This is a genomic window from Kitasatospora sp. NPDC002543 (genome assembly GCF_053594915.1).
This window is the reverse complement of the sequence record NZ_JBSFWR010000055.1, coordinates 1-21,004: the sequence shown is the minus strand read 5'-3', so window position 1 is coordinate 21,004 and position 21,004 is coordinate 1. Positions and strand designations below refer to the sequence as shown.

The 21,004-nt window shown below is 74.3% G+C and carries 17 protein-coding genes; 12 read left to right on the top strand and 5 right to left on the bottom strand.

All coding sequences use genetic code 11. The annotated features are described in order from the left end of the window. Positions 1-319: 319 nt before the first annotated feature. Positions 320-3,526 carry a M28 family peptidase gene (locus ACWD4P_RS22730; protein WP_449780820.1) on the top strand — a complete coding sequence of 1,069 codons (3,207 nt, stop codon included), beginning with the start codon at positions 320-322 and terminating at the stop codon, positions 3,524-3,526. Positions 3,527-3,633: 107 nt separating this feature from the next. On the opposite strand, the gene ACWD4P_RS22725 is transcribed toward ACWD4P_RS22730, so the two are convergent. Continuing rightward, positions 3,634-3,864: a hypothetical protein gene (locus tag ACWD4P_RS22725; RefSeq protein ID WP_449780819.1), complete on the bottom strand. Its 231-nt coding sequence runs from the start codon at positions 3,862-3,864 to the stop codon at positions 3,634-3,636. A gap of 106 nt (positions 3,865-3,970) precedes the next feature. Between ACWD4P_RS22725 and ACWD4P_RS22720 the strand changes: the two genes are divergently transcribed. The 3 genes from ACWD4P_RS22720 to ACWD4P_RS22710 all read left to right on the top strand — a co-directional run bounded on the left by ACWD4P_RS22720 (position 3,971) and on the right by ACWD4P_RS22710 (position 7,846). Beyond that, positions 3,971-5,224, top strand: coding sequence for a cytochrome P450 (locus ACWD4P_RS22720; protein ID WP_449780818.1), 1,254 nt, complete (start codon positions 3,971-3,973; stop codon positions 5,222-5,224). Positions 5,225-5,343: 119 nt separating this feature from the next. Next, positions 5,344-5,850, top strand: coding sequence for a carboxymuconolactone decarboxylase family protein (locus ACWD4P_RS22715; RefSeq protein WP_359821026.1), 507 nt, complete (start codon positions 5,344-5,346; stop codon positions 5,848-5,850). A 190-nt stretch (positions 5,851-6,040) separates the two neighbouring features. Beyond that, a complete protein-coding gene (locus tag ACWD4P_RS22710) occupies positions 6,041-7,846 on the top strand; it encodes a penicillin-binding transpeptidase domain-containing protein (RefSeq protein WP_449780817.1) in 1,806 nt (601 codons plus the stop codon). 76 nt (positions 7,847-7,922) lie between these two features. On the opposite strand, the gene ACWD4P_RS22705 is transcribed toward ACWD4P_RS22710, so the two are convergent. The 3 genes from ACWD4P_RS22705 to ACWD4P_RS22695 all read right to left on the bottom strand — a co-directional run bounded on the left by ACWD4P_RS22705 (position 7,923) and on the right by ACWD4P_RS22695 (position 11,325). Then, a complete protein-coding gene (locus ACWD4P_RS22705) occupies positions 7,923-9,545 on the bottom strand; it encodes an alpha/beta hydrolase (protein WP_449780816.1) in 1,623 nt (540 codons plus the stop codon). Positions 9,546-9,724: 179 nt separating this feature from the next. After that, entirely contained in the window at positions 9,725-10,957 is a 1,233-nt protein-coding gene (locus ACWD4P_RS22700) for an RNA polymerase sigma factor (protein ID WP_449780815.1), read from the bottom strand. Next, on the bottom strand, positions 10,954-11,325 hold the full coding sequence (locus ACWD4P_RS22695; RefSeq protein WP_359821034.1) for a YciI family protein: 372 nt from the start codon (positions 11,323-11,325) through the stop codon (positions 10,954-10,956). The genes ACWD4P_RS22700 and ACWD4P_RS22695 overlap by 4 nt, the downstream gene beginning before the upstream one ends. A gap of 334 nt (positions 11,326-11,659) precedes the next feature. On the opposite strand from ACWD4P_RS22695, the gene ACWD4P_RS22690 reads away from it, so the two are divergent. After that, positions 11,660-12,568, top strand: a complete 909-nt coding sequence (locus ACWD4P_RS22690; protein ID WP_359821036.1) for a UTP--glucose-1-phosphate uridylyltransferase — start codon at positions 11,660-11,662, stop codon at positions 12,566-12,568. Between the two features lie 97 nt (positions 12,569-12,665). Here the strand turns inward: ACWD4P_RS22690 and ACWD4P_RS22685 are convergent, their stop codons facing one another. Then, entirely contained in the window at positions 12,666-13,922 is a 1,257-nt protein-coding gene (locus ACWD4P_RS22685) for an FAD-dependent monooxygenase (protein ID WP_449780814.1), read from the bottom strand. 330 nt (positions 13,923-14,252) lie between these two features. Here ACWD4P_RS22685 and ACWD4P_RS22680 point away from each other — a divergent pair, with 330 nt between their 5' ends. From ACWD4P_RS22680 to ACWD4P_RS22650, 7 genes are all read left to right on the top strand, one after another. After that, positions 14,253-14,588, top strand: coding sequence for a hypothetical protein (locus ACWD4P_RS22680; protein WP_359821041.1), 336 nt, complete (start codon positions 14,253-14,255; stop codon positions 14,586-14,588). 147 nt (positions 14,589-14,735) lie between these two features. Then, positions 14,736-16,313 (top strand): peptidoglycan-binding protein, encoded by a 1,578-nt coding sequence (locus ACWD4P_RS22675; protein ID WP_359821044.1) that lies wholly within the window; start codon positions 14,736-14,738, stop codon positions 16,311-16,313. A 14-nt stretch (positions 16,314-16,327) separates the two neighbouring features. Next, the gene (locus ACWD4P_RS22670; RefSeq protein WP_449780813.1) at positions 16,328-16,825 is read left to right on the top strand and encodes a protease inhibitor I42 family protein; all 498 of its coding nucleotides are present in this window, start codon (positions 16,328-16,330) and stop codon (positions 16,823-16,825) included. After that, positions 16,822-17,226 (top strand): hypothetical protein, encoded by a 405-nt coding sequence (locus tag ACWD4P_RS22665; RefSeq protein WP_449780812.1) that lies wholly within the window; start codon positions 16,822-16,824, stop codon positions 17,224-17,226. The genes ACWD4P_RS22670 and ACWD4P_RS22665 overlap by 4 nt, the downstream gene beginning before the upstream one ends. A gap of 197 nt (positions 17,227-17,423) precedes the next feature. Beyond that, positions 17,424-18,593: a damage-control phosphatase ARMT1 family protein gene (locus tag ACWD4P_RS22660; protein ID WP_359831384.1), complete on the top strand. Its 1,170-nt coding sequence runs from the start codon at positions 17,424-17,426 to the stop codon at positions 18,591-18,593. Between the two features lie 74 nt (positions 18,594-18,667). Continuing rightward, on the top strand, positions 18,668-19,477 hold the full coding sequence (locus ACWD4P_RS22655; RefSeq protein WP_359831382.1) for a glycerophosphodiester phosphodiesterase: 810 nt from the start codon (positions 18,668-18,670) through the stop codon (positions 19,475-19,477). After that, positions 19,474-20,919 (top strand): MFS transporter, encoded by a 1,446-nt coding sequence (locus ACWD4P_RS22650; protein WP_449780811.1) that lies wholly within the window; start codon positions 19,474-19,476, stop codon positions 20,917-20,919. The genes ACWD4P_RS22655 and ACWD4P_RS22650 overlap by 4 nt, the downstream gene beginning before the upstream one ends. The last annotated feature ends 85 nt before the right edge of the window (positions 20,920-21,004 follow it).

The window sequence follows — 21,004 nt, the reverse complement described above, 5'->3', positions numbered from 1 at the left end:
GGCCTGTCGACGATTCCAGTGGTTCCGACGACTCCGATGACGAGGACGGTACTCGATCGCCACCCGTCCCGTACATGACGTGGTCTCAACCACTTGAGGAAAACCCCAGCTTGACGCAAAGCCGGGGCGGCGGGCTTGACGGAATTTGCCAACCCGTTGCCCGGAGCGCACCGGGCATTGACCCGAGCATGACGCCGTGTGAGGGTTCGGGCACCCGAGCGCGGACGGCCCGCCCCGGCCGTCCCCCAGTAGCGGCCCGGCGGTGCGCCACCAGCCATGCCCGTCCGCGGTCGAGGACCCCCACATGCGAGGAGCCTCGATGCAACGCAGAGTTTCCGCAGGCCGGTTGCTGACCACGGCGACCACCCTGACCGTACTGGCCGGCATGATCGCCGCCACCGCGGGGCCGGCCACCGCCGCACCCGCCCCCTCTCCCGCGCCGCCGAGCGCGCTGGCCGCCGCCGTCAACGCGGCCGACGCCGCGGCCGCGGCGGGACTGGACGCCCTGGCCAAGGGCCCCGACGAGACGTACGAGCGCAAGGCCGTCACCCCGTGGGTCGGCGGTCTGTACTCGGTGGCGTACGAACGCAGTTACCGCGGCCTGCCGGTGGTCGGCGGCGACGCGGTGGTGCTGGCCGACGGGCAGGGCAAGGTCCGCGCCCTGCAGTCCGCCGCCCCCGGCCCGGTCGGCGGCTCGACCACGCCGCAGGTGAGCGCGGAGCAGGCGGAACGGACCGCCCGCACCAAGCTGGCGACGGTGGACTCGGTGGACTCCCGCCGACTGGTCGTCCGGGTGAAGGACGGCAGCAGCAGGCTCGCCTGGGAGACCGTCCTCAAGGGCCGCACCGCCTCGGCGCCCAGCACCCTGCACGTCTTCGTCGACGCGGCGACCGGCGAGGTGGTCGACAGCTACGACGACGTGCGCGCCGGCACCATCAACAGCGAGTGGAACGGCCCCTCCCCCGTCACCATCAGCACCACCGGCTCGGGCAGCTCCTACTCGCTGCGCGACCCCAACCGCCCCGGGCTGTCCTGTTCCGACTACAGCACCGGACAGGTGTTCTCCAAGTCGAGCGACTCCTGGGGCACCGGCAGCGCCACCAGCAAGGAGACCGGCTGCGCGGACTCGATGTTCGCGGCCCAGAAGGAATGGGACATGCTCCGCGACTGGCTCGGTCGCAACGGGCACAACGGCAACGGCGGCAGCTGGCCGGTCAAGGTCGGCCTCAGCGACGTCAACGCCTACTGGGACGGCTCCACGATATCCATCGGCCACAGCCAGGCCAACAAGTGGATCGCCGCCATCGACGTGGTCGGCCACGAGTTCGGCCACGGCATCGACCAGTACACGCCCGGCGGCGCCAACAACGAGTCCGGGCTGGGCGAGGCCACCGGCGACATCATGGGCGCGCTGACCGAGGCGTACGCCAACGAGCCCGCCCCGTACGACTCCCCGGACTACACCGTCGGCGAGATGATCAACCTGGTCGGCAACGGGCCGATCCGCAACATGTACAACCCGTCGCTGGTCAGCAACAACCCCAACTGCTACTCGGCGTCGATCCCGCAGACCGAGGAGCACGCCGCGGCCGGGCCGCTGAACCACTGGTTCTACCTGCTCGCCGAGGGCTCCAACCCCGGCGGCGGCAAGCCCACCAGCCCGACCTGCAACAACTCCTCCGTCACCGGCATCGGCATCAAGGACGCCGGCCGGGTCTTCTACGGCGGCATGCTGCTCAAGACCAGCGGCATGACCTACAAGCGGTACCGCACCGCCACCCTGACCGCGGCCAAGAGCCTCGACCCGACCTGCACCTTCTTCAACCGGGCGAAGGCCGCCTGGGACGCCGTCAGCGTTCCCGCCCAGAGCGGTGACCCGACCTGCGCGCCGTCCGGCAACAACGACTTCTCGCTGTCGCTCGGCCCGACGTCCGGCTCCGTCCAGCCCGGCGCGACCACCACCTCCACGGTGAGCACCGCCGTCACCTCGGGCACCGCGTCGACCGTCGCCCTGACCGCCTCCGGCCTGCCGTCCGGCGTCACCGCGACCTTCAACCCCTCCTCGGTGCAGGCCGGTTCGTCCTCCACCCTGAGCCTGTCCGCCTCCGCGGCGGCCGTGGCCGGGACGTACCAGATCACCGTCACCGGCACCGCCGGCAGCACCACCCACACCGCCCAGTACAGCCTCACCGTCGGCGGCGGCGGCAACCCCGGCGGGCCCGCGCCCGACATCGACGTCGCCAAGGTGCAGGCCCACCTGACCCAGCTGAACAGCATCGCCAACCAGAACGGCGGGAACCGCCGGGCGGGCAGCGCCGGGCACAGCCAGTCGCTGGCGTACATCAAGGGCAAGCTGCAGGCGGCCGGCTACAGCGTCACCGAGCAGACCTGCACCTCCTGCTCCTACCAGTCCAACAACCTGATCGCCGACTGGCCCGGCGGCCCGGCCGACCAGGTCACCATGTTCGGCGCCCACCTGGACAGCGTCTCGGCCGGCCCCGGCATCAACGACAACGGCTCCGGCTCGGCCGTCCTGCTGGAGAACGCGCTCGTGCTCGCCCAGCAGAACCCCAGCCTGACCCGGCACGTCCGGTTCGCCTGGTGGACCGGCGAGGAACAGGGCATGCAGGGCTCGCAGTCCTACGTCGGCCAGCTGGGCTCCGCCCAGCGCTCCGCGATCAAGGCGTACTACAACTTCGACATGGTCGGCTCGCCCAACGCCGGCTACTTCATCAACAACCTCAACTCCGCCGCCGCCGCGCCGATGAAGGCCTACTGGGACTCGCTGAACCTCAAGCCGGAGGAGAACGTCGAGGGCCAGGGCCGCTCGGACGACTACTCCTTCCAGCAGGCCGGCATCCCGACCTCGGGCTACGCGGCCGGCGCCGACGCCACCAAGACCTCGGCGCAGGCGGCCAAGTGGGGCGGCACGGCGGGCCGTTCCTACGACTCCTGCTACCACTCCTCCTGCGACACCACCAGCAACGTCGACGCGACGGTGCTGAACCGCAACGCGGACGGCGTGGCGTACACCCTGTGGAAGACCTCGGTCGGCGGCACCGCACCCGCGGACGACTTCTCCCTCTCGGTGAACCCGACCACCGCCACCGTCAAGCCCGGTGAGAGCGCCACCGCGACGGTCGCCACCACGACCACCTCCGGCTCGGCCCAGACGGTCAACCTGACCGCCTCGGGCGCCCCGGCCAGCGTGACGGTCTCCTTCAGCCCGTCCTCGGTGCAGTCCGGCGGCTCGGCGACGCTCACCGTCGCCACCTCCGCCTCGACCGCGGCCGGCACCTACACCATCACCCTGACCGGGACCGGCACGGCCACCCACGGCACCAGCTTCTCCCTGGTGGTGGGCAACGGCCCGACCAACCCCGGCGGCACCTGGGCGCCCGGCACCACCTACCAGGCGGGCGACGTCGTGACCTACAACGGGGTCAGCTACCGCTGCCTCCAGGCCCACACCGCCCAGGTCGGCTGGGAGCCGCCGATCGTCCCGGCGCTCTGGCAGCAGGTGTGACCGGGCCGCGCTGACGACCCCGGGGCACACCGAAGCCCACTGAAGCCGCTGCGCCGCGGTCCGTCGAGGGGGACGGACCGCGGCGCAGCCGTGTGCGGGGTGGGCGCTCAGCCGGCGTGGAAGGCCACCCGGACACCGGAGTCGATCGGGAGGACCAGCACGTTGCCGGTGGCCCAGATCCACCGCCGCGGGATCAGGAACATCCGGTTGTCGGACTGCGCCAGCAGCCGCAGGCCTTCGTAGCGGTACCGGAAGTGCGTCCCGGCGCCCTCCTCCGGCAGCGGCGTCTCCCGCACCCCGGGCCAGTCCAGCGCGAGCCGCTGCGCGGTGTCGAGCATGACGGCCGGCCCGCCGCCCGGTCGGCGCAACCCGGGCCGAGCCTGCCCTAACATAGAGTCGGATCCGGCACGGACGCCCCGTCAGCAGACCGGAAGGAAGCACCCCGTGAGCACGGACACCCGCCCGGTACCGGAGCTGGCCGCCGAGGCCGTCGAGCAGTGGCGGGCCGAGGAGGCGCAGCTCGTCGACCTGCTGGCCCGCACCCAGCGCGGCGTCGGCGGCGTCGCCGCCTTCCGGCTCGGCCCGACGCCGACCGTGCTGGTCACCGACCCGGCCGCGGTGCAGCACGTCCTGGGCCACCACCCGGACCGGTACGTCAAGCGCTCCCACCGCGCCCGGATGCTGGTCGGGGACGGCGTGCTGTCCGCCGCCGGGGAGCCCTGGAAGCGTCAACGGCGGCTGCTGCAGTCCCAGTTCACCGGAACCGGGATGCGCCGCTACGAGCGGCGGATCGCCGCGGCGGCGCACCGCACCGCCGAGCGCTGGGAGGGCTACCGGCGTACCGGGGAGGTCTTCGACGTCGCCGAGGAGATGCGCGGCTTCGCCCTGGACACCGTCTGGCGGGCGCTCACCGGGCTGCCGCTGGACGATCACACGGACAACGAACTCCGCTCGGTGGAACGGGTGGTGGCGGCGATGCCGACGCTGCCGACCAACGCGGCGGACGCCCGGGACGCCGTCGCCGGGGACCTCGCCCGGATCGACGCGGTGGCGCACGCCGCGATCGACGCGGCGCGCTCGGCCGGCCCGACCGAGGAGCCCGGCGTGCTCCGGGTGCTGATCGAGGCGGGCGCACAGGACCCGGCGTACACCGACCGGTTGATCCGCGACGAGCTGGTCACCCTGCTCGTCGCCGGGCACGAGACCACGGCCACCACGCTCACCTGGCTCTTCCTGCTGCTCGACCGCGACCCCGGGGCCCGGTCCGCCGATCCGCAGGCGCTGGTGAGCGAGACGCTGCGGCTCTACCCCTCCGCCTGGCTGCTCCCCCGGCACGCCGTCGAGGACGACGTCCTCGCCGGGCACCGCATCGCCGCCGGGACGGACGTGCTGGTCTGCCCGTTCCTCACCCACCGCGACCCCGCACTGTGGCCCGACCCGGAGCGCTTCGACCCCGCCCGCTTCGCCCCCGGCGCGGACCGCCCCGGGCAGCTCGGCGCCTACTTCCCGTTCGGCCTCGGCGCCCGCGCCTGCCTGGGCACCCGGTTCGCGCTGCGCGAGTCCACGGCGCTGCTGGAACTCCTGCTGCCGATGGGGCCGTTGACGTTCCTCTCCCGGCCGACGGGGGCGGCGTACAGCATCACCGTACGGCCGGACGGGCCGACGCCGGCGGTGCTGGGCCGGGGCGCCGGCGCGTAGGGCACCGGGCGGTCCTGACACTCCGGGCGAAACTCGGCGGCTCCGGCTGTCACACATCCGCGCCGCGATCCGTCGGACCGGTGACCGCACGGTTCACCCGCGAGAAGAGGAACGCCACGATGAACACCCGACCGATCACCGCCGAGGTCCCGCCGCGCCCGCGCATGGCCCAGGACCCGGTGGAGCTCGTGCCCGAGATCGCCGAGGTCTCGGCCGCGCTGTTCCGGGCCACCGGCAACCGGTCCGTGCCCCGCACCACCATCGGCCTGGTCCAGCTGCGGGCCGGCCAGATCGCCGGCAGCACCTACCTGACCGTCCTGCACACCGGCCTGCTCCGCAAGGCCGGGGCCTCGGAGGAGCAGATCGCCTCGGTGGCGGGCTGGCCGGACTCCCCGTACTTCACCGCCCCCGAGCGCGCCGCGCTCGCCCTGGTCGAGGCCGTCCTCCAGCCCGCCCCGCACGGTGAACGGGTGCCGGACGCGCTGTACGCCGAGGTCGCCGGGCACTACGACGACAAGGCGCTGACCACGCTGATGCTCGCCATCGGCCAGGTCGGCTTCTTCACCCCCATCGCCCTGATCGCCAAGCCCGTCCCCGGCCGTTCCTTCACCGACCCCTGGGTCTGACGGCGCCTGCAACCTTCCGGGCGCGCGCCGCATCAGTGGGGTGGGCCGGTCGGACGGTCGACCGCCCACCCCTCTCCGCATAGGCTGATCCGCGCCCGAACGGACCGTCGTCCGGCCATCGGGCCGGCGGGCCGACATGCCGGAGGGGGTGTGCCCGCCGCACACGAAGGATCGCAGGGGGGATGGAAGCGTGTTCGAGGAACACAGGGACGACCGGCACGACGGCCGCCGGGAGTACGACCGGGGCGCCGCCGACGACGGGTACGACCTGGACGATCTGGACGACCTGGCCGAGCCGGCCGTCCTCGGTGACGAGGAGGACGGGGACGGCGACGGGGGCCGGCGCGGCCCGACCGCGCGCAGGGTCGTGCTGGTGGCCGCCGGCGGGGTGTTCGCCGCCCTGCTGGCGGTCGGCGGCTACGGCGCCTACAACGTGCTGAACGCCGTGACCGACAACGGCCCGTCCGGCAACGGCCACCAGGCGGCCGGCGCGGTGGAGAAGACCCCGCAGGACCCGCCGACCGCCGCGCAGGCCGAGGCCGCGGCCACCGAGTTCCTGGCGGCCTGGAGCCGCGGCGACCTCCCGGCCGCCGCCGCCCTGACGGACCACCCGGAGACCGCCCGCGCAGCCCTGGCAGCGTTCCAGGAGCAGGTGGCGCCCCGCGCGCTCGCCCTCACCGGGACGGGCGCCGCGAAGTCCGACAGCCCGTCCGAGCCGGCCGTCGGCTTCCGGGTGAAGGCCGAGTTCGAGGACACCCCGAACGCCTGGGAGTACGACGGCCTGCTCGGCTTCGTCCGTTCCCGGGACGGGCGGCCCGTGGTGCGTTGGAAACCGTCCGTGATCCACCCCCAGCTCGCTCCGGGACGGACCATCGCGGTGAAGGCCCTGCCCAACGGCGCGGCCAAACCCGTCGACCGCAAGGGCAGGCCGCTCGACGCCTTCCCGTCGCTGCGCACCGTGCTCCCCCAGATCGCCCCGCCGGACGGCGCCACCGCCGTCACCGGCCGGGCCGTGGTGCTCTCGGGCGCCGCCGGCGCCGGCAGCGAGCCGGAGCAGCTGTTCGTGCTGACCCCGCAGAGCGCCCCGCAGGTCAAGCTCACCCTGGACGCCGACCTCCAGCAGGCGGCCGAGGACGCGGTCAAGCAGCAGTCGGCGAACGGCAATCCGGCCTCGCTGGTGGCCGTCCAGCCGAGCACCGGCCACATCCTGGCGATGGCCTACTCCCCGCAGGGCGGCTTCAACCGCGCGATCGCGGGCGGCCAGGCGCCCGGCTCCACGATGAAGGTGATCACCGCGGCCGCCCTGCTGGAGGCCGGGGTGGGCCCGGACACCGTGGTGCCGTGCAAGGAGACCACCTACTCCCCGCGCGCCTGGCACAACGACGAGAGCGGCGACTTCCCGTCCTACACGCTCGCCGACGACTTCTCCCACTCCTGCAACACCGGCTTCATCGACAAGGGCCTGGAGAAGCTCCAGCCCGGCACCCTCGCCACCGTGGCCCGCGACCAGTTCGGCCTCGGGCTGGAGTGGCACATCGGCGTCCCGAGCCGGGACGCCACCATCCCGGCGCCCGGGAACAGGGACGAGGCCGCGGCGGCGTACATCGGCCAGGGCCGGATCCAGGTCAACTCGCTGCTGATGGCCTCCGTCGCCGCCACCGTGCAGAGCGGAACGTTCCGCCAGCCCGTGCTGCGGGAGGACGCCAAGCGGGTGGCGGCGCCCGGCCGGCTGCCCGCCGACGTCGCCCGGGACCTGCGCGCCATGATGGCCAGGACCGCCACCCAGGGCACCGCCCGGACCCCGATGGCCGGACTGTCCGGCCAGATCGGCGCCAAGACCGGCACGGTCGAGGCCGGCGGCCAGGCCACCAACAGCTGGTTCATCGCCTACCGCGGCGACCTCGCCGTCGCCGCCGAGGTCGAGGGCGGCGGGCACGGCTTCAGCGCGGCGGGCGTGGCCGCGGCACAGGTGCTGAAGGCCGGCGGCAAGGGCTGACCGGCCGCGGCCCTCCGCCCCTGGGGCCGGGGGCCGGGGCCGGGGGCCGCAGGCCCACACGGGGGGGCGGGCCCGGTCAGGTCGCCCCGGTTTCGGTGGCCCGCGCCGGGAACGGCGGACTGTCCGGCGCGCAGACCTGGCCGCGCGCGGGCAGCCGGCCGGCGATCAGGTAGCGCTCCTCGTAGCCGGCCGCGCAGCCGCTCGGGTTGCCGAGGACGGTGTGGCCGTAGCCGTCCACGGTCAGCAGGCGGCCGCGGGCGAGGGTGTCGGCCAGGGCGCGCGAGCCCTCGTAGGGCCAGGCCGGGTCACCGGTGTTGGCCACCACCAGGATCGGCGCGGAGGTCGGGAGGTCCCACGGCCCCTCGTAGCGGTCCCGGGCCGCCTCGGCGGGCCAGGCCGCGCAGCGCTGGGTCTGCCAGACCCAGTACGGGCCCGTCGCGCCGGAGCGCGCCTCGGCGAGGTCCGCCAGCGGCGGGTACGCGGCACCGGCGGGCGGGCCGGCCGCGTCGGCGCACAGGGCGCCGAGGGTCTGCGCCTGGCCGGGTGCCCCGCCGGTCGGCGCGGCCGACGGCGGGGCGTCGGGGGCGGTCCACAGCTGCTGCAGCCTGGTGCCCAGGGCCGGCCAGCCGCTGTCGGGGAGCCCGGCCACCGGCTGGGCCGTGTACAGCAGGGTGGAGACGGCCGAGACCGCCGAGGCGAGGTCGTACGTCACGGCCTGCTGCGGCGGACCGACCGCGACCGGGGTGCGGCGCAGCCGGTCGAGCAGCCGGGCGTACTTGGCACGGGTCGCCGGGGCGTCGCCCGCCGCGAAGGCGCAGCCCTCCGGGCCGGCGGCGGCGCAGGCGTCGAGGAAGGCGTCGAGCGCCCGGGCCGCGGCGAGGTCGCTGCCGGTGCGCAGGAACGGGGTGAGTGCCCCGTCCCCCGGGCCGCGGCCGGTCGTCCAGGCGACCGGGTCGACGGCGCTGTCCAGCACCATCGCGCGGACCCGGTCGGGGAACAGGTTGGCGTAGGTGGCGCCGAGCAGCGTCCCGTACGAGGTGCCCAGGTAGCTGAGCCGGCGGTCGCCGACCGCCCGGCGCAGCAGGTCCAGGTCGCGGGCGACGTCCGCGGTGGACAGGTGGGCGGCCAGGCCGGTCCGGTCGCTCTCGGCGCACTGCCGGCCGAAGCGCGCGTAGGTGCCGGCCCACACGGACTGCTGCTCCGGGCCGACCGGGAAGCCCGCCGGCAGCCCGGCGAGCAGGCCCGCTTCGGCGGCCGGGTCCGGGAAGCAGTCCAGGGTGGTGGAACCGCCGACGCCGCGCGGGTCGAAGCCGACGATGTCGAACCGCTCGCGCACCCGCGCGGGGAAGAGGCCGTACACGGCGGGCAGCGCCAGGGTCGCGGGGATGCCCGGCCCGCCCGGGTTGAAGAACAGCGTGCCGATGCGGTGCGCCGGGTCGGTGGCGCGGTGGCGGATCAGCGCGAGCCGGATGGTCTCCCCCTGCGGGGCCCGGTGGTCCAGTGGCACCTGGGCGGTGTCGCAGTCGAACCGGTCCGGCCCGGGCAGCGGCACGGCGCAGGTCTGCCGCCACTCCAGTCGCGGCACCGGCGGGCCGGGCACGGCCGCCGTGGCGGTGGCCGGGGTCAGACCGGCCGGCAGGAGCGCGGCGATGGCCGCGGTGGCGGCGCGGAGGGCGGTGGCGAGGCGGGGTCGGGGCACGGGCGGCTCTCTCGTTCGACGTGCTGATCGGGCGTCACCGAGGTTTCCACCGGGCGCTGTCGGCCGGCTGTCGGCGTGCCGTCGGCGCCCTGCCAGGCCGCTGTCACGGCGGGGCGGGGCTCCACCGTGGCGGGGCTCCACCGGGGCGCGGCGCGACCGGGAGGTGGAGCCGACGGGGGTCACCCGGCCGGGCGCACCCGGGCGGCCCGCGCCTCCAGGTACCGGCGCTCCGCGAGGCTCGCGGTGCCCCGGGCGGCGCGCCGGTAGTGCTCGTACGCCCCCGCCGCGTCGCCGGACCGCTCCAGCAGGTGCGCCCGGACGGACAGCAGCCGGTGGTGGCCGGTCATCCGGGAGTCCGCGTCCAGGGTGGCGAGGAGGTCCAGTCCGGCCCGCGGGCCCGCGGTCTCGGCGAGGGCGACCGCCCGGTTGAGGGTGACCATCGGGTTGGGGGCGATCCGCTCCAGGATCAGGTACAGGGCGTACACCTGCCGCCAGTCGGTGGACTCGGCGGTGGCCGCGTCGGCGTGGGTGGCGGCGATCGCGGCCTGGAGCTGGTACGGCCCGAGCCCCGGGCCCGCCAGCGCCGCCTTGACCAGCGCCGTTCCCTCCTCGATCAGCTCGCGGTCCCACGCCGCGCGGTCCTGCTCGGCCAGCGGCACCAGGTCGCCGGAGGCCGTCGTGCGGGCCGCGCGGCGGGCGTGGTTGAGCAGCATCAGCGCGAGCAGCCCGGTGACCTCGTCGTCCTCCGGCAGCAGGGCGCGCACCGTCCGGGTCAGCCGGATCGCCTCGCGGGCGAGGTCCGGGCGGTGCAGTTCGCCGCCCGAGGAGGCGGTGTAGCCCTCGTTGAAGATCAGGTAGAGCACCTGCAGGACGACCCGCAGCCGCTCCTCCCGCTCCTTCACCGGCAGGGCCCGCCCGGGCTCCCCGAACGAGCCCCCGGCGGCCCTGATCCGCTGCTTGGCCCGGGTGATCCGGGCCGCCATCGTCGCCTCCGGCACCAGGAACGCGCGGGCGATCTCGGCCGTGGTCAGTCCGCCGACCGCCCGCAGCGTCAGGGCGGTCTGCGAGGCGGCGGTCAGCGCCGGGTGGCAGCACAGGAACAGCAGGAGCAGCGTGTCGTCGGTGTCCGGCACCTCCTGCGGCACCACCTCGGCGGCCGCCGTCGCCCACTCCCGCTCGCGCCGCGCGCGGTCGCCGCGCAGCCGGTCGATCAGCCGCCGCGAGGCGACCGTCACCAGCCAGCCGCGCGGGTTGTCCGGCACCCCCTCGGACGGCCACTGCACGGCGGCGGCGAGGACGGCCTCCTGCACCGCGTCCTCGCAGCCCTCGAAGCGGCCGTACCGTCGTACCAACGTGCCGAGGACCTGCGGCGTGAGCCCACGCAGCAGGTCCTCGAAGTCCGGCTGTGTCATGCCTCCAAGTGTCCGTCGGAGAACATCACCTGGCGCACCTCGACGCCCAGCCCCTCGATCGCGGAGTCCGGGATGCGGGCGGCCAGTTCGATCGCCCGCGCCCTGTCCTCGCAGTCGACCAGGTAGAAGCCGCCCAGGAACTCCTTGGCCTCCAGGAACGGCCCGTCCGTCACCACCGGCTGACCGTTGCGGACGGTCACCACGGCGGCCTGCGACGGGTCGACCAGCGCCTGGGTGAGGATCAGCTCGCCGGACTCCTTCAGTTCCTCGATGAACCGGCCGTGCCCGGCGCCGATCGCCGCCTTCTCCTCGTCCGTCAGCGCGTCCAGCACGGCCGGGTTCAGGTGCAGGCTGATCAGGAACTTCATCTCGTCCTCCTCGGGTTCGTGGGGCCCTCGCGGGGCCGCTGTCGACGGGTGGTCGGAGCGGGCGCCGCGGTCTCGACATCCTCCGACGGAGAATCTGCCACACGCCACGGGCCGCGGGCCGCGGGCGCAAGGCCCCGGGCCGGGCACGGCTGCGGCCCGCGAGGTACGGCGAGGTCCGGCGATGCCTGCCGGGGGGGGCGACAGCGGACGGCCGCCGGGGGTCCAACTCCCGTACGACAGCCGTCCACTGAACGTGACGCCGAGCCTTGATAGCGTCGGTCGTGACGCCGCGTCACCACGGCGCTGCACCACCGACGAAACGAGAGAGCGTCACATGGCCCCCAGGACGATCCGCCGAGCCGTCATCCCCGCCGCCGGCCTCGGCTCCCGCCTCCTGCCGCTGACCAAGGCCACGCCGAAGGAGATGCTCCCGGTCGGCGACAAGCCGGTGATCGAGCACACCGTGCGCGAGCTGATCGAGAGCGGCATCACCGACATCACCATCGTCGTCAACGGCGACAAGGGGCTGATCCAGGAGCACTTCCGCCCCAACCCCGTCCTGGTCGAACAGCTGCGCAGGGACGGCAAGGCGGCCTTCGCGGCGGCGGTGGAGGAGGTCGGCGAGCTGTCCCGCAAGGGCCACATCAGCTACCTCTACCAGCACGGCCCGTACGGCAACGGCACCCCGGTGCTCAACGCCGCCCGCCACTTCGGCGACGAGCCCTGCCTGGTGCTCTGGCCGGACGACGTCTTCGTGGCGGAGGTCCCCCGCGCGCAGCAGCTGATCCGGGCGTACGAGCAGACCAACGCGCCGGTGCTCGCGCTGATGCCGATGGAGCCCGAGGACTCCTACCGCTACGGCGTGCCGGTGGTGAAGGAGGACCTCGGCGGCGGCTCGCTGCGGATCACCGGCCTGGTCGAGAAGCCGAAGCCGGTCGACGCCCCCTCCTCGTACGCGGCCATCGGCGGCTACGTCATCACCCCCGGCATCGTCGACGAGCTGCGCGAACTGACGCTCCGCTGGCACGAGAAGCCCGAGGACGAGGTGTACCTGACCGACGCCATCAACGCCTACGCGGCCCGGCGCGCGGTCTACGGGCAGGTCATCGCCGGCACCTGGTACGACACCGGCAACCCGGCCGCCTACCTGCGCGCCCAGTTCGCCGCCGCGCTCGCCAACCCCGAGTACGGCCCGGAGCTGTGCCGGCTGGCCGCGGAGCTCTCCCCACCGGTCGCGCAGTAGCCGACGCGGCCGGGCGGCCCGTGCCCGGACGGCCGTGTCCGGACGGCCGGTTGCGGGCCGCCCGGCACGGGCCGGCGCGCGGGGGTGTGACGGGCGGTCAGTACACCGGCAGGTCGTAGTCCAGGGCCGCCCGGAACACCGCCTCCAGCGCCGGGTCGGCCGGTCCGAGGTTCGCGACGGTCTCGGACCGGGCCTTCCGGTCCCCGGTCAGTTCGAGGATCGCCTGGTTGGCGGCCACGTGGTCGCGCAGCCGCCGCTCGTAGGCCGGGTAGGCCGTGCGGTGGTCGCCGTCGGCCGCGTGCAGTTCGCCCGCCAGGACGTAGGCGGCGGTCAGGGCCACGCTGGTGCCCTGACCGGTGGCCGGGGAGCAACAGTAGCCGGCGTCGCCGAGCAGGGCGACCCGGCCCTTGGACCAGCTCTCCATCCGGATCTGGGCGATGACGTCGTAGTGGAAGGCGTCGGTCTCCCACATCGCGCGGAGGAAGTCCGGCAGCGCCCAGCGAGCGTGGGCGGAGCGCTCGGCCACCAGCCGGCGCTGCCGGTCCGGGTCGCGCGGGAGCATGTCGGCGAGCGGCTCGTCGGTGTGGAAGCCGACGAAGACCCGCAGTTCGCTGTTGTCGCGGACGGTCATCGCCATGCAGAACCAGTTCGGGTCGTCGCCGTCCTGGTGGGCGACCTCCCAGCGGTCGAGGCCGAGGTGGTTGGGCGCGCTCCAGCCGGCGACGTAGGTGCCGATGGGCTGGAGGTAGTCCTCCTCGGGGCCGAAGACGAGGCGGCGGGTGTTCGAGTGCAGGCCGTCGGCGCCGACGACCAGGTCGAAGGACCGCTCGGCACCGCCGCGGAACCGGACGTCGACGCCCTCCGTGTGCTGCACCAGGGTCTCGATCGAGTCGCCGAAGCGGTACTCGACGCCGGGCCCGGCCGTTCCGGCGCCCGCCTCCGGTCCGGTGCCCGTCCCCTGCTCGGTGCCCGTCTCCGCTCCGACGATCAGCTCGGCGAGTTCGTCGCGCAGGATCTCCACGTCGGGGCCTCCGATCGGCCCGCCGGTGGCCGTCCACTCGGTGGTGCGGCGCAGCTCCCGGCCGTCCCCGTCGACCACGGACATTCCGAGCAGGCCGGTGCGCCGGGCCCGGACCTCCTCCAGCAGCCCCATCCGTTCGATCACCGTCAGGGCGGTGCCACGGATGTCCACGGCCTGCCCGCCGCCGCGCAGCGAGGGGGCCCGCTCCACGACGGTGACGCGGAAGCCGTACCGGTTCAGCCAGTGGGCGAGGGCGGTGCCGGCGATCCCCGCACCGGAGACCAGGACCGAGGTGGTGCGCGGGCCGCGGCGCGGACGGATGCTGTTCGACATGGTGACCTCCCATGGGTTGCCTTGTTCCGACACCAGCCTGGGGCACGCCACTTGCAGGACACCGGCAGCGAGCGGACAGGCCGCGGGCAGGACGCTGTCACCGCTGACGGGACACCGGCGCCGCGCTGACCGGACGGCCGCGCCGCTCGCCGGGCGGGCGGCCCCGTACACCGGGCGGGCGGCCCCGGTCACCGGCCGGTCGACGGTGTGTCATGAATCGGCAACAGCGCCCCCACCAGGCACGATACGAATTGCCCGGGTGACGGAGGGCCCGTAGGGTGCTCGGACGCCGTCGCGCGGACGGCACGGGGGACGCACGAGGGGTGAACCATGGCGCAGGGGTCGGGGTACGCGATCCGGGCCGGCGGGGCCGAGGACCAGGCGAAGGCACTGGACAAGGCCTCCGGGGACGAGGACACGATCGGCACGGCGATCAGCGATCCGGTCTGCTACGGCCCGGACGTGTTCGGGGGCGAGGACGTCGACCCGGCGTACCGGAACTTCAGCACCGCCTGGCAGGCGGAGACCGCGACGATCAAGAGCGCGCTGAGCGAGCTGGCCGGCAAGGTGCGCGGCTCCTCGGCCGGCTACCAGTCGGCCGACGGCGCCGTGGTGAAGAGCCTCGTGGCCGCCTCCGGCAGCGGCGAGTACCGGCCCTTCGGCTGAGGCCCGATCGGGCGGGCCCGCCCACCGGCGTACGCCGCGACTCGCCGGCAGCGGCCGAGCGGCCGAGCGGGCAACCGACGCCCTCCCGCCGGGCAACGGCGGGAACGGCACCACGCGCAACGGGAACAGAGGGGCGAACGAGCCGCCATGGCAGGCGAATCCACCACGCAGCGCTGCAAGGCGCTGGGCGAACGGCTGAAGGACGTCCGCTCGGCGGACAGCAAGAACGACCTGATCTCGGCGATCAAGGGCGCCCTCGCGGTCCACGCGCCGGTCGGGGACCCGGGCACCATCGAGGCCACCGGCAACCGTTACAAGAACGCGGCAGCCGACTCCGACCAGCTGCACCAGGAGGTCCAGGCGGTCGCCACCTCCGGGCTGCCGGACGTCTGGACCGGTTCCACCGGCGCGAAGGCCGGCGAGGTGGTGGCGGCCGCCGCCCGCGCCGTCGACCAGCAGACCACCGCGCTCCACAACGGCGGGATCGCCCTGCTCCGCCTCGCGGACGCGCTGCGCAACGCCCAGGGCCAGGACGGCGCCGCACGGTCCGCCCTGCAGGAGGTGCTGGGCTCGCTGGGCGGCGAGGACGGCTGGTTCGACGACTGGTTCGAGGACGACGACGAGGAGGCGGCCCGCAAGAAGGCGCAGCAGGCCGCGATACCCCAGGTCGACGCGATGCTGAGCGCCGCCAAGCGCGCCGACGAGGCGGCCCGGGCGGCGGCCCGCGACCTGAACAAGCTGGCCTCCGAGGCCCGCGCGGGCCGGATGAAGACCAACGGGGTCACCGCCGCGGACAAGCTGGTGCTGGCCGAGACCTCCGGTCCGGACGGTCCGACCGAGCTGAACGAGCTGCTGACCGCCAACGACATGAAGCGGTCCGGCGAGTACCTCGACAAGATGAACGACAAGGACCGGGCGGACTTCGAGAAGCTGCTCGCCGACTCCAAGTCCCCGCAGGAGCGCGCCTATCTGATGAAGGCGCTGGCCTCCGGCCACAACCTGGACGAGATCCGCGCCTTCCAGGGCAAGATCCACGGCAAGGACCCGGAGTGGCTCCGGACCCACCTGACGCCCGTGTACACCGAGGACGACGACACCACCAGCGGCGGGCACCGGGACAACGGCTCCAACGTCAACACCGACGGGGTGACCTTCGACGGCGCCGCCTGGCAGCAGGCGGACACCGAGGGCACCTGCGTCGCCTCCTCCACCGTCACCGCCCGGGCGATGGTCGACCCGCTCTACGCGCTGGACCTCACCGGCGGCCCGTCCGGCCAGGAGGACGACCCGGCGGCCTTCCGGCAGCGGCTGCTGGCCGAGCAGCACCGGGTGCACGAGGAGGGCGGCGGCGGCGCGAACTGGGACGGCATGGGGGCGGACGGCAAGGAGAAGGTGCTGGAGAAGGAGGTCAGCCCGCACACCGGCGCCGACTTCGACTACAAGCCGATGCCGGACTCCGACGCCCGGCGCGAACTGCTGCCGGACATCGAGAAGGCCGTCGCCGACGGCAAGCCGGTGCCGGTCGGGGTCGAGGGCTACGACAAGGACGGCAAGCGCTCCGGCCACGCCATGATGATCGTCGGCCAGGAGGGCGACATGCTGCAGATCTACAACCCGTGGGGCACCACCACCTGGGTCAGCGAGGACGACTTCGTCAACGGCCGCATGGCCGGGGCCTCGGACGACCGGCTGCCCACCGCCTACGCCGTCCACCTCCCGAAGTGACCGGGGTGGTACGGATGTCGACGGGAACGCCGGTGCGGGCTCCGGCCCGCGTGCGGACGCGGGTGCCCGCTCTGGTGCGGGTGCCGGCTCTGGTGCGGGTGCCGGCGCTGGTGGCCGTTCTGGCCTTCGGCCTGACGGCCTGCGGGCAGGACGGGCCGAACCGGGGCCGGGTTCTCGACGCCCAGGAGCGCTCGGTCAGCGTCGCGGTCGGCGAGCGCTTCACCATCGCCGTCCCGGACAACGCCTCGATCGGCGACCGCTGGAGCGTCGTGGCCCCGGCCCCGGACGCCGCGGTCGCGGCGCAGATCGAGGAGAAGCTCGATGTCCCGGAGCGGTCGAGGACGGCGGACGGCGTCGGCGGCACCCGCTTCTACACCTTCGAGGCCAAGGGCCGCGGGACCACCGCCGTCACCCTCCTCAACTGCTTCCGCGGTTACTGCAACCTCCCCGCCCCCACCGAAGAGAACAGGAAACAGGTCGTGCGCAACACCTACACGGTGACGGTCCGATGAACCCCGACGACCGGTTCCGCCCCCGCGGCGACGACGAACTGCGGCAGCTCGACGTCCCCGCCATGCTCCGCTACGGCCTGGCCTTCGCCGGCCCGCACCGGTCCGCGCTGTTCGGCGAGGGCGCCATCGCGGCCGCCCTGGCCGCCGACCGCCTGGGGGTGCTCCCCCGGTCGATCGCCTTCCTCGCCGAGGTGGTGCGCGGCGGCGGTGCCCGCTACGCCGCGGACCTCGCCGAGCCGCTGCCGGGCCCGGAGCCGGCCCGGCTCGCCCGCGACTGGCTGGGCTCGGCGGCCACCACCGTCACCACCGTGGACGGCGACCAGCTGCTCGCCCGGTGGCTGGACGCCGTCGCGGAGATCCTCGGCCTGCGCCGGGACGTCCGCGCCGGAGGGGGCGGCTGACCGACACGTCCTAGACTCGGCCCCACCTGGTCCCGGGCCCACCCGGACCCGGCCGTGCCAGTGGCTCCGGCCGTCGAGGACGAGAGAGACGAGCCCCCATCGTGTTGTCGAAGCCGACCCCGTCGAGCCCGTCGACCCCGTCGAGCCCGTCGAGCCCGTCGAGCCCGTCGAGCCCGGGCCCGGCGGGCGCTCCGCCGGTGATCCGCAGCGACGTCCCCGGCTCCTTCGCCCACGGGGTGTTCCACGAGCGCCACCCGAGGCTCGTCCGGCAGGTGCTCGACGCGCTGCCGTACGGCCCCGGCGAGCGGGCGGCGGTCGAGCGGCTGCTGGCGGAGAGCACCGCCGGGGTGCTGGAGCCACTGGGGCCGGACGCCCCGGACGGCGAGCGGTGGCTGGCCTGGGGCGAGGGCCTGTGGGGCCGGCCGTGGGGCGAGGCGCCGTTCCTGTGGGCGGAGAGCTACTTCTACCGCCGGCTGCTGGAGGCCACCGGGTACTTCCGGCCCGGCGCGTGGCAGGGCGTCGATCCCTTCGCGCCCTTCAAGGGCGCCGAGTTGGGCGGAGCGGCGGTGGACGAGGAGCTGGCCGCGCTGGACGGGCTCGACGGCCTGCCGGAGCCCCGGCGGGCGCGGGCGCTGGTGTCCTCCGCGCTGTGGGGCAACCGGGCGGACCTCAGCTTCCGGATCACCGCGGGGGCGGAGGGGGCGGCGGCCCCGGACCTGGCCGCCGACGACGGCGCCCTGCTGCGGGCCGCGCTGGAGCGGGCCGGGGGCGAGGGCGGCCCGGTGTGCGTCGTGGCGGACAACGCGGGCCGGGAGCTGCTGCCGGACCTGGTGCTGATCGACCATCTGCTGACCCACGGCCTGGCGGCGCGGGTCGTGCTGTACGTGAAGCCGCAGCCGTACTTCGTGTCGGACGCGACGATGGCCGATGTCCTCGCCGCGGTCGGGCGGCTGCGCGGCGCGCCCTTCCCGGCCGCCGCGGCGGTCGGGGGCCGGTTGTGGCGGGCGCTGGGCGGGGGCGCGCTCGAGGTCCGTACGCACCCGTTCTTCTGCGCGCCGCTGCCGTTCCACGACCTGCCGGCCGACCTGCGCGCCGAGTTCGCCGGTGCGGCGCTCACGATCGTCAAGGGGGACCTCAACTACCGCCGTCTGGTGGGCGACCGGCTCTGGCCGCCGACCACCCCGTTCGCCGGGGCGGCGGGGCACTTCCCCTCGGCCGTGGCGGCGCTGCGGACGCTGAAGTCGGACGTGGTCGTCGGCCTGGACGCGGCGGCCCTGGCCCGGCTCGACGGCACCGGGACGCCGTGGCGCACCGACGGGCGGCACGCCGTCGTGCAGGTCGCCCCGCGCGGGGAGGGCCGGCGGTAGACCACATCGTTACTGCTTGACAGGGTACGTAATACTGTAACGCGCTGGTACTGGTCCGCAGCTCGGAGCACCACATGCACCCCTTCCTCGACCATCCCGGGCCGCTCGCCTTCGCCCACCGGGGAGGTGACCTCGGGCGCCCCGAGAACTCCCTCGCCGCCTTCGAGGCCGCCGTCGCGCTCGGGTACCGCTACCTGGAGACGGACGTCCACGCGACCGCCGACGGCGTCCTGGTGGCCTTCCACGACTCCCGCCTCGACCGGGTCACCGACCGCGCGGGGGCGGTGGCGGAGCTGCCCTGGGAGGCCGTCAGGCGGGCCCGGATCGGCGGGACGGAGCCGGTGCCGCTGCTGGAGGACCTGCTCGGCGCCTTCCCCGGGGCCCGCTTCAACATCGACGTCAAGGCGGCACCGGCCGTCGGCCCGCTGGTCGAGGCGATCCGCCGGACCGACGCCTGGGACCGGGTCTGCGTCGGCGGCTTCTCCGACTCCCGGCTGGCCGCCGTCCGCGCCGCCGCCGGTCCGCGGCTGGCCACCTCGCTCGGCCCGCGCGAGGTGGCGCGGCTCCGACTGCGCTCGCTGGCCGAATCGTTCCTGCGGCCCTCCGCACCCGGGGCACCCTTCGCCGGGCTGTGCGCACAGGTGCCGGAGCGACACCGGGGCGTACGGGTCGTCGACCGGGCCTTCGTCCGCACCGCCCACCGGCTCGGCCTCCAGGTGCACGTCTGGACTGTGGACGATCCCACACGGATCAGGGCTCTCCTCGACCTGGGTGTGGATGGCATCATGGCCGATCGCATCGACGTCCTGCGGGACGTCCTCGGCGAGCGCGGCTGCTGGACGGACGGCAGCACGGGCTCCAGCACGGTGATGGGAACCCCATGAGCACCACGAACCCGGCGACGCACCAGCCGGACGACCCACCGACCGACCCCTCCGCCACCCCGGCCCCGTCCACCCCGGCCCCCGCCGACGACGGGCGGTCCCTGCGCCGGATGCAGTTCGGCTGGTACATCAACGACTGGGCCAACGCGGCGTTCTCGGCCACCGTCCTGACGGTCTTCCTCGGCCCGTACCTGACCACCGTCGCCAAGGAGGCCGCCGACGCGGCCGGCAACGTGCACCCGCTCGGCCTGACGATCCGCGCAGGATCGTTCTTCCCGTACACGGTGTCCTTCTCCGTGCTGCTGTCGGTCGCCGTGATGCTGCTGAGCGGCACCGTCGCCGACCGCACCGGGCGGCACAAGGAGCTGATGTGCGGTTTCGCGTACATCGGCTCGCTCGCCACGATGGGGATGTTCTTCCTCGGCGGCGACCGCTACCTCCTCGGCGGCGCGCTGCTGGTGGTCGCCAACATCTCGTACGCCGTCTCGGTCGCGCTCTCCTACGCCTACCTGCCCGGCCTGGCCTCCCCCGACGAGCGCGACAAGGTCTCCTCCAAGGGCTGGGCCTACGGCTACGCGGGCGGCGGGCTGCTGCTGATCGCCAACCTGGCGCTGTTCCAGGGCCACGACGCGTTCGGCCTGGACTCCGGCACCGCCGTACGGATCTGCCTCGCCTCGGCCGGCCTGTGGTGGGCGCTGTTCACCATCGTCCCGATGCTGCGGCTGCCCTCCCGGGCGGGCATCGCCCCGGCCGCGGAGGCCTCCGCCGCCGAGGGCGGCAAGCCCGACGGCAAGCCCGTCGGCGGCAGCCTGCGCGAACTCGCCCGCACCCTGCGCGGCATGCGCGAGCACCCGCTGACCCTGCTCTACCTCGCCGCCTTCCTCTGCTACAACGACGGCATCCAGACCGTCGTCTCCCAGGCCTCGCTCTACGGCAGCGAGGAACTCGGCATGGAGCAGACCTCGCTGGTCACCGCCGTGCTGCTGGTCCAGGTCGTGGCGATCGGCGGCGCCCTGCTGCTCGGCCGGATCGCCCACCGGTACGGCGCCAAGCGGACCATCCTCGGCTCCCTGGTCGGCTGGGTCGTCACCCTCGCCCTCGGCTACTTCATGCCGGCCCACCAGCCCGTCTGGTTCTACGTCCTGGCCTGCATGATCGGCCTGGTGCTCGGCGGCAGCCAGGCGCTCTCCCGCTCCCTCTTCTCCCACCTCATACCGCCGGGCCGGGAGGCCGAGTACTTCAGCTTCTACAAGATCAGCGACCGCGGCACCAGCTGGATGGGCCCGCTCGTCTTCGGCCTCGCCTACCAGCTCACCGGCAGCTACCGCTCGGCGATCATCTCGCTGCTGGTGTTCTTCGTGATCGGCTTCGTCGTCCTGCTGAAGGTCCCGGTCCGCCGTGCCATCGAGGCCGTCGGCAACCCGGTCCCCGAACGCCTCTGACGGCCCGCCCGGACCACGGGCGGGCCGGATCGCCGTCGGGCAGCGGCCAGTGGAAGAACTCGACCAGGGCGAACAGGATGCCGCA